We start from the raw sequence: 10,613 nt of genomic DNA, 5'->3' as shown, positions 1-10,613 counted from the left end.
CGTTCGTCCCGGGCGAGCGGCTGTACCGCACGGGGGACCTGGCGCGCTGGATGGAAGACGGGAACGTGGACTTCATCGGCCGGATCGACAACCAGGCGAAAATCCGTGGGTACCGGATTGAGATCGGCGAGGTCGAAACGCAGCTGCTGAAAGCGGAGGGCGTCAAGGAAGCGGTCGTCGTCATCCGGGAGGACGGCAACGGACAGAAGGCGCTGTGCGCGTACTTCACGGCGGACGAGGAACTGCAAGCAAGCGGGCTGCGAAGCGTGATGTCGCAGGAGCTGCCGGGGTATATGATTCCGTCGTACTTCGTGCAGCTGGAGCGGCTGCCGCTGACGCCGAACGGGAAGATCGACCGCAAGGCGCTGCCGGCGCCAGAAGGAGGCGCGAGCGGATCGGAATACACCGCGCCGCGTACGCCGCTGGAAGCAAAGCTGGTCCGTATATGGCAGGAAGTGCTGGGGGTTGCAACCGTTGGCGTGAAGGACAACTTCTTCGATCTCGGCGGACATTCCCTGCGCGCAACGACGCTGGTCAGCAAGGTGCACAAGGAGCTGAACGTCGATCTGCCGCTGCGGGACGTGTTCCGCTACGCTACGATTGAAGAGATGGCCCAAGCGATTGCCCGGATGGAGCAGCAGGAGCACGTATCCATTCCGCTGCTTGAAGAACGCGATTATTACATGTTGTCCTCCGTCCAAAGACGGCTCTTCATCCAGCACCAGATGGAAGGGGCGGAGCTGAGCTACAACATGTCGGGCATGATGGTGCTCTCGGGAGCGTTAGAGCGGAAACGGTTCGAAGAGGCGTTCCACGGGCTGATTGCGCGTCATGAAACGTTGCGCACCGGCTTTGAGATGGTGAACGGCGAACCGATGCAGCGGGTCTACCCGGAAGTGGATTTTGCGCTGGAGTATATGCAAGCGAGCGAAGAGGAAGCGGAAGAGATGGCCGGGCGTTTCGTCCGCGTCTTTGATCTGGAGCATCCTCCGCTGCTGCGGGTCGGTCTGATCGAAGTGACACGGGAACGCCATATTTTGATGTTCGATATCCATCACATCATTTCCGACGGCGTGTCCACAGGAATTTTAATTGAAGAGCTGCTCCGTTTATACAACGGAGAGGAACTGCCTCCTCTGCGCATTCAATATAAGGACTACGCCGCATGGCAGCAGTCCGAAGCACAGAGCACACGAATGAAGCGGCAAGAAGCCTATTGGTTGAACCTGTTGGATGGCGAGCTTCCTACGTTGGAGCTGCCGACCGATTTTGCCAGACCAGCCGTTCGCAGCTATGAGGGAGACGCGCTCGAATTCATTATTGACAAGCAAAGAAGCGAGGGGCTGCAGCGCATTGCGGACGATACCGGATCGACGATCTATATGGTGCTGCTGGCGGTTTACTCGATCTTGCTGCATAAGTACTCGGGACAGGAAGACATCATCATAGGCACGCCGATTTCAGGCAGAACCCACGCCGATATGGAACCGCTGATCGGAATGTTTGTCAATACGCTAGCCATCCGCAGTTATCCGGCCGGAGAAAAGCAGTTTGTGTCTTATCTGGAGGAAATGAAGGAAACGATGCTGGGAGCTTACGAAAACCAGGATTATCCGTTCGAGGAGCTGGTAGAAAAAGTAAGAGTGACTCGGGACTTAAGCCGTCATCCGTTATTTGACACGGTGTTTGTGATGGAAACCAAGGAAGAGCGGGTTAATCGCTTCGGCGAGCTGAGCATCGAGCCCTTTATTCAAACGGAGACGGTCGCCAAATTCGATTTGACCCTGGAGCTTACGTTGGAAGACGAAGACATACACGGTCGTTTTGAATATTGCACCAAGCTGTTTGCCCGAAATATGATTGACAATTATGCCCAGGATTTACTGGAAATCATCTCCCGAATTTGCGAGCAGCCTTCTATCCTGCTGAAAGACATTTCATTAAGCGGTCATTCGGAGCAAGGAGAGGACTTGGTAGAAGCAATCGATTTTGTATTCTGACACGGACCGGCCGGGGTGTATGTTAGGAGTCCATCGCATACACTCCGCCGGACTCGCTTTTACCGAATAGAGAGGAGAGAGAAGCAGGTGGCTTTTGAAAAGGAATCCTTATTTTGGAACGAAACATTCGGGGGGGAAGATTACACGCTAACGCTGCTGCCTTACAGCAAAACCCCGATCCATTCTACGCCTGACATCCAGTCGGTTTCCGGCTCTTTGTCGGCTGACGTAGCGCAGCGAATCCTAAAGATGAGCAAGGGCTCCCCTTTGGCCGCATACATGATTTTATTGGCAGGAGTCCAGTCCTTGCTATATAAATATACCAACGAAAAAAATATATTGCTGGGCATGCCTGTCGTCAAGAAACCGAATGAGTCGCGGCGGCCTATTAACCATGCGGTCGTTCTCAAGAATACGATCCATGCCGAGACTACCTTTAAATCCCTGTTAAACGAATTGAAATCGTCTGTTACGGATGCGATCCAGCATCAGAATATACCGTTCCTCAAAATGACGGAAAAGCTCCAGCTGCAGTATGCGGACGGGGTTCCTATCGTGAACACGCTTGTTTCATTGAACGAGCTGCATACCGTGGATATCGATCAGAGTGTGGTAACGGATTGCGTGTTTCAATTTGGGTTAGGGACAGATTCGGTTCGTTACGAGTTGCTCTATAACGAAAACCTGTATCATTCAGATTTTATAACCCGAGCGATTGACCATTTGGACCGTCTGTTGTCCGTCATCTTGTTTCAACCGGAGCTGGAACTGGGCAAAGCCGACATGCTGTCGGAGTCCGAGAAGCATCAGCTGCTGCATGAGTTCAACGATACCGAGACCGAATATGCGCGGGATAAAACGATTCATCAACTGATCGAGGAGCAGGCGGAACGGGTTCCGGACGCGGTGGCGGTTGTTTTTGAGAAGGAACGGCTCACCTACCGGGAACTGAATCAACGGGCGAACCGGCTGGCGCGGACGCTTAGAGCCAGAGGCGTGAATAAAGACAAGCTGGTTGGGCTTATGATTGGGCGTTCGCTAGAGATGGTCGTCGGAATTCTGGGGATCTTGAAAGCGGGTGGCGCGTATGTGCCGATTGATCCGGAATATCCGGAGGAGCGCATTCGCTATATGCTGGAAGATTCGGGTGCACAGCTGTTATTAACGCAGCGGCACTTGCAGGAGCGCGTACCGTTTGCAGGGAACGTGATCGCATTGGACGATGAGGCGGCCTACGGCGAAGACGGCTCGAATCTGGAGCCGGTCTCCGGACCGGACGATCTGGCCTATGTGATCTACACGTCAGGAACGACGGGCAAGCCCAAAGGGGTTATGGTGGAGCATCACGGGCTGAGCAGCTTGAAGATGATGTTTAAGGAAACGCTGCAAATCAGCGACCAAGACAGAGTGGTTCAATTCGCCAGTCTGTCGTTCGATGCGTCGTGCTGGGAAATCTTCAAAGCGTTATTTTTTGGCGCGGCGTTATATATTCCGACGGCCGAAACCATACTGGATTATCAGTTGTTCGAGAGCTTCATGAACGAGAACGGGATTACGGCGACGATCTTGCCTCCGACGTATGCGGCCTACTTGAACCTTGATCGCATGCCCAGCCTCCAAAAACTGATCACCGGGGGTTCGGCCGTATCCGCTGAGTTCGTTCGGCAGTGGAAAGGTAAAGTGCGATATTTTAACGCGTACGGTCCGACGGAAGCTTCGATCGTGACATTGGTTTGGTCAGCTTCGACGGATGATCTCGACCGCAAGTCGGTGCCGATCGGCCGTCCGATCCAGAATCACCGGATCTATATTGTGGATTCGCACAATCAATTGCTGCCTGTGGGCGTGGCAGGTGAACTGTGCATCGGGGGCGTAGGATTGGCCCGCGGGTACTTGAACCGTCCGGAGCTGACGGACGAGAAATTCACGGACAACCCGTTCTCGCCGGGCGAGCGGATGTATAAGACAGGCGACTTGGCAAGGTGGCTGCCGGACGGCAACATCGAATACATGGGTCGGATCGACCATCAGGTGAAAATCCGCGGGTATCGGATTGAACTTGCCGAGATCGAAGAGCAGCTCTTGAAAATCGAGTCCGTTCAAGAAGCAATCGTTATAGCGCGGGTGGATGCAAGCGGACAATATCAACTGTGCGCGTATTTTGTGGCGGATAAACTGCTGGCGGTCGGCGAACTGAGGGGAGCCTTGTCGCAAGAACTGCCGGGGTATATGATTCCGTCGCACTTTGTGCGGCTGGAGCGGATGCCGTTAACGCCGAACGGGAAGATCGACCGTAAGGCGCTGCCCGCTCCGGAAGGCAATGCGCTTGCCGGAAGGGAGTATGTAGCGCCACGAACCGACGCGGAGAAAGCTCTTGCGGACGTGTGGAAGTCCGTGCTGAGTGCCGGGCGGGTCGGCGTAACGGACCATTTCTTCGAGCTTGGCGGCGATTCCATCAAGTCGATTCAGGTTTCATCCCGGCTTCATCAAGCCGGCTATAAGCTGGAAATCAAAGATTTGTTCAAATATCCGACCATTGCGCAGCTCAGTTCGCATATCCGGCCGATTACTCGCTCCATTAATCAAGCCGAGGTAACCGGAGAAACGTTCCTGACTCCGATTCAGCGCTGGTTCTTCGAACAGCAATTCGCCGACCCGCATCACTTCAATCAATCCGTCATGCTGTACCGAAAGGAAGGGTTCGAGGAAGCGGCGATTCGCAAGGTGCTGAGGAAGGTCACGGAGCATCACGACGCGCTGCGAATGGTGTTCCGCAAGACGGAAAACGGCTATGGGGCATGGAACCGGGGAATCGGAGAAGGCGAGCTGTATAGTCTGGAGGTGTTCGACTTCAAGGGCTTGGCGGCAAGCGGCCAAGCGGTCGAAGCCAAAGCCAATGAGATTCAGAGCAGCATCGATCTGGAGATGGGACCGCTTGTAAAAGCCGGATTGTTCCACTGCGCCGACGGCGATCATTTGCTCGTCGCAATCCATCACGGCGTCGTAGACGGCGTATCGTGGCGCATCTTGATGGAAGATATCGCGCTCGGCTACGAACAAGCCGGGAAGGGGGAGGAGATTCGTTTTCCGGCGAAGACGGATGCTTACCGCACCTGGGCCGAGCAGCTTGCGGCCTATGCGCAAAGTCCGGCGATGGAGAGCGAACGGGCGTATTGGCAGAGCATTGCGCAAACGCCGGTGTCCCCTCTGCCGAAAGAAATGCAGCCGGTCGAATCGCTTCAGCAGGACAGCGAATCGATGATCATCCAGATCAGCCAGGCGGAAACGGAACAATTATTGAAGCGGGTTCACCGGGCGTATAACACCGAAATGAACGACATCCTGTTAACGGCGCTGGGGATGGCTGTGCGGAGATGGACCGGTCAAGATCGTGTGCTGGTGAATCTGGAGGGACACGGACGGGAGTCCATCCTGGACGAGATCGACATCACGCGCACGGTGGGATGGTTTACGAGCAAGTTTCCTGTGGTGCTTGAGCTTGAGCAGGGCCAAAATTTATCGTATCAGATTAAGAAGGTCAAGGAGCACCTGCGTCAAATCCCGAACAAAGGGATCGGATACGGCATATGCCGGTACCTGTCCGGGCATGCGGACGATGCCGTCTGGGGCGTCGAACCGGACATCGTCTTTAACTATTTGGGGCAATTCGATCAGGACTTGGAAAACAACGACATGGGCATATCGCCGTACTCGAGCGGCATGCCGGCGAGCGACCGGCAAGCGCGAAGCTTTGCGCTGGAAATCAACGGCATGGTTCTGGAAGGCTCGCTGTCGTTTGACTTGAGCTACAGCCGGAAGGAATACCGCAAAGAGACGATGGAGCAATTGGCCTTATGGCTGCAAGAGAGTCTGCAGGAAATCATCGCCCATTGCGTAGCAAAAGAACGGACGGAATTGACGCCGAGCGACGTTCAGTTCAAGGGGCTGAGCATAGCCGAACTGGAGCAGCTTGCGGAGCGCACGCGGCACATCGGGGAGATCGAGAACATCTACACGCTCACGCCGATGCAGAAGGGGATGTTTTTCCATAATACCCTGAACCGACATGGCGGCGCATATATTGAACAAGCGTGGTTTACCCTGCAAGGCGATTTGAATATCGATTTGTTCGTCCGAAGCTGGAACGATATGGTTGCGCGTCATGTTGTATTGCGGACGAACTTCTACGGCGGCTTCAGAGGGGAACAGCTGCAAATCGTATATCGCGGCAAGCAGATTGAATTCAGCTACGAAGATCTGAGCGATCTGCAGGAAAATGAGCGGAACACGCACATCGACAAGCTGACGAGCGATGACAAAACACGGGGCTTTGATCTGGAGCAGGATGCCTTGATGCGAGTCAAAGTAATTCGTACAAGGGAAGAAAGCTATCGCGTGCTCTGGACCTTCCACCATATCCTGATGGACGGCTGGTGCTTGTCTTTAATCGCCAAAGAACTGTTTGAGACGTATGACGCCTACATGCGGAATGAACAGCCCGAACGGGCGGACGCCCCGTCGTACAGCCAATATATCGAGTGGTTGGAAAAGCAGGATGAGGAAGCGGCGTCTCGCTATTGGTCCGAGTATTTGGCAGGATACGAAAGTCAAACCACGCTGCCTCAAGGAAATTTGCGGCAGCGAGGCGAGGAGTACGTCGGGGACAACGTCTCTCGCCATTTGGACAAGAGCTTGAGCGAACGGATGAGCCAGGTTGCCAAACAGCATCAGGTGACCGTGAATACGTTGATCCAAGCGGCGTGGGGTATTGTTCTGCAAAAGTATAACGGAACCGGCGATGCGGTATTCGGCAGCGTCGTCTCGGGGAGATCGGCGGAAATTCCGGGGATCGAAGAGATGATCGGTCTATTCATTAATACGATACCTGTCCGCGTTTCTTGCGAAGCGGAGACGAGCTTTGCCGACGTGATGAAAAACCTGCAGGAGTCGGCCTTGAAGTCCGGACGCTACGATTACTACCCGTTGTATGAAATTCAGGCGCAAAGCGCCCAAAAGCAAAATCTGATTCACCATATTATGGCATTCGAGAATTACCCTTTAGGCGAACAGCTTGAACAAGCGGGCGGCGGCAATGACGGAACACTTGCGATTACGGATGTAAATATTGAGGAACAAACAAATTATAATTTTTCCTTGATCGTTATGCCGGAAGAAGAGCTCACTGTTCGTTTCGATTATAATACGCTCGTGTATGAAAGGTCCGGCATGGAGCGATTGATGGGACATTTCGTATACGTGCTCGAACAAGTGAGTACAAATCCGAATATTGCGGTAGCCGCCCTGGAACTGGTAACTGCGGCGGAAAAAGCGGAGCTTTTCGACGTATTCAACGATACGGCGGCGGAGTATCAGCAGGATCAGACAATTCACGGGCTGTTCGAAGAACAGGCTCGGCGAAATCCCGATGCGATCGCGGTTGTGTTCGAGAATACCCAACTGACGTACGGGGAGTTGAATGAACGGGCAAACCGGCTGGCGCGAACCTTGCGTGATGCAGGAGTCCGGACCGATCGATTGGTGGGCCTCATGGTCGGACGTTCGCTTGAGATGATCGTTGGTATGATGGCGATTATGAAAGCGGGCGGGGCTTACATCCCGATCGATCCACAATACCCGGAAGATCGTATTCGGTATATGCTGGAGGATTCCGGGGCGCAAGTGCTGTTGACACAGCGTCATTTGCGGGAGCGCGTATCGTTTGACGGAAAAGTTTTGGCGGTGGATGACGAGCAGGTGTACAGCGGGGACGGCTCGAATCTGGAGCCGGTTTCCGGGTCGAAGGATCTGGCTTACGTGATCTATACATCGGGAACGACGGGCAGACCCAAAGGGGTTGCGGTCGAGCATCGCGGGCTGTGCAGCTTGAAGCTGGTGTTCGCCGAGACGTTGCAAATAACGGAACAGGATCGCGTTGTACAATTCGCCAGCTTGTCGTTTGACGCTTCATGTTGGGAAATTTTCCAAGCTTTATTCCTCGGCGCAGCTTTGTATATCCCGACAGCCGAGACGATTCAGGATTATCGTTTGTTTGAGAGCTACATGAACGATAACGAAATTACAACGGCTACTTTGCCGCCGACCTATGCAGCCTACTTGAGTCCGGACCGCATGACGCACTTTAAGAAACTAATGACGGGAGGTTCCGCTTCTTCCGTCGAATTAGTTCGGCAGTGGAAAGATAAAGTAAACTATTTCAACGCCTACGGTCCGACGGAAGATTCCATTTGTACAACCGTTTGGGCAGCTTCCTCGAATGATCTTGACCGGAAGTCGGTGCCGATCGGCCCTCCGATCCATAATCATCGGATTTACATTGTCGATTCGTACAATCAGCCGGTACCTGTTGGAGTCGCCGGGGAACTTTGCATTGCAGGCGTAGGGTTGGCTCGGGGTTACTTGAACCGTCCCGATCTGACCGCAGAGAAGTTCGTAGACAACCCGTTCGAACCGGGGGAGCGGATGTACCGGTCGGGCGACCTGGCCCGATGGCTGCCGGACGGCAATATCGAATACATGGGCCGCATCGACCATCAGGTGAAGATTCGCGGCTACCGGATCGAGCTAGGCGAAGTGGAAGCTCAGCTGGCAAAAGTCGAGTCCGTTCAAGAGACGATTGTCATCGCGCGTGAAGACGCAAGCGGGCAGCAACAGCTCTGCGCCTATTTCGTAGCGCAAAGCGAACTTACGGCAGTTGAACTTAGGGAGACATTGTCGCAGGAACTGCCGGCTTTCATGATTCCGTCGTACTTTGTGCAGCTCCCGCGGATGCCGTTAACGCCCAATGACAAAATCGACCGTAAAGCACTTCCCGCTCCGGAGGAAAGCTTGCATTCGGGGGCGGGGCACACTGCGCCAAGAACGCCGTTGGAAGTGGAATTGTCCAATATATGGAAGAGTGTTCTTGGGCTCGAGAAGGTTAGCGTGACGGATAGCTTCTTTGATATCGGTGGTCATTCCCTGCGCGCGACGACGCTTGTCAGCAAGGTGCATAAGGAGTTGAACGTCGATTTCCCGCTGCGGGACGTATTTCGATACCCGACGATTGAAGAGATGGCCCAAGCGATTGCCCGGATGGAAGAGGGGGCGTTTTCGGCCATACCGGTGGCGGAGGAAAGAGAGCACTACCCGCTATCGTCTGCACAGAAGCGGCTCTTCATCCTGCATCAGCTGGAAGGGGTAGAGCAAAGCTACAACATGCCGGGAGCGATGCTGCTGGAAGGGGCGCTGGACCGGAAACGATTCGAGGAGGCGTTCCGCGGGTTGATCGCGCGTCACGAGACGCTGCGCACCGGCTTTGAAATGGTGAATGGCGAAGCGGTGCAGCGGATTTACCCGTCAGTGGATTTTGCCGTGGAGTATGTGCAAGCGAGCGAAGAGGAAGCGGGAGAGGTCGTACGCCAATTCGTCCGCACATTTGATTTGGCGAAGCCGCCGCTGCTGCGGGTAGGTCTGGTCGAGTTCGCGGAAGAGCGTCATATCCTGATGTTCGACATGCATCACATTATCTCGGACGGCGTCTCGATGGACGTTCTGGTCGAAGAGTTTGTCCGCTTGTACGGCGGAGAAGAGCTTGAGCCTCTGCGGATTCAATACAAGGATTATGCGGCATGGCAGCAGTCCGAAGCGCAGCAGGAGCAGCTGAAGCGGCAGGAAGCGTACTGGCTGGATCAGTTCCAAGGGGAGCTGCCGGTGCTGGAAATGCCGACGGATTATGCCCGTCCGGCTGTTCAGAGCTACGAAGGGGATACGCTTCAATTTTTTATAGATGCGCAGAAGAGCGAAAGCTTGAAACGGCTTGCGGCCGAAAGCGGAACGACGCTGTACATGGTGCTGCTCGCGGCATATACGATTGTGCTGCATAAATATACGGGGCAGCAAGACGTAGTTGTAGGCACGACGATTGCGGGAAGAAATCATGGAGATGTGCAGCCGCTGATCGGCATGTTCGTCAATACGCTGGCCATCCGCAGCTATCCGGCCGGGGAGAAGACGTTCCTGGACTATTTGAAAGAGGTCAAGGAAACGACCTTGGGCGCGTACGAGCATCAGAACTATCCGTTCGAAGAGCTGGTGGAGAAAGTGCAGGTTGCCCGCGATTTAAGCCGCAATCCGCTCTTTGACACGATGTTTTCTTTGCAAAACACGGAAAGCAAAGAATTCGAGCTTGAAGGGCTCCGGTTGGCTCCGTATCCGAGCGAATATGGGATGGCGAAATTTGATTTGAGCTTGGATATGTCGGAGGAAGACGGCGGTCTGGAGTGCAGTCTCGAATATGCAACCGCCTTGTATAACAGGGGGAGGGTCGAACGGCTGGCGAAGCATTTGGAACAGCTGCTCGAAGCGATTGTAAACGACCCGGGCGCAAAGATTGCGGCACTGGATTTGTTGGCTGCGGAAGAAAAAGAACAGATTCATGCGTTCAACCCGGCGCTGCCTGAGCTGCCGCCGGAGAAGACGTTCCATCGGTTGTTCGACGAGCAGGCGGCGCGAACTCCGGAAGCGACGGCGGTCGTGTACGAGGACAAGCAGTTGACATACGGGGAGCTGAACGAGCAAGCGAACCGACTGGCTTACACGCTGCGCGAGGGCGGC

2 protein-coding genes are annotated in these 10,613 nt (G+C 54.5%); both read left to right on the top strand.

Annotated features, from left to right (window positions below):
* Window positions 1-2,000, top strand: a 2,000-nt coding sequence (locus tag QJ48_RS01410; RefSeq protein ID WP_157261467.1) for a condensation domain-containing protein, incomplete at its 5' end; no start/stop codon positions are given.
* 66 nt (window positions 2,001-2,066) lie between these two features.
* On the top strand, window positions 2,067-10,613 hold an 8,547-nt coding region (locus QJ48_RS01405), incomplete at its 3' end, for a non-ribosomal peptide synthetase (RefSeq protein ID WP_272948102.1).

The sequence above is a fragment of the Paenibacillus sp. A3 genome (assembly GCF_001399685.1).
Lineage (GTDB): Bacteria > Bacillota > Bacilli > Paenibacillales > NBRC-103111 > Paenibacillus_G.
Note: the sequence above shows the minus strand (reverse complement) of the source record. Positions and strands in the feature narration are given on the sequence as shown.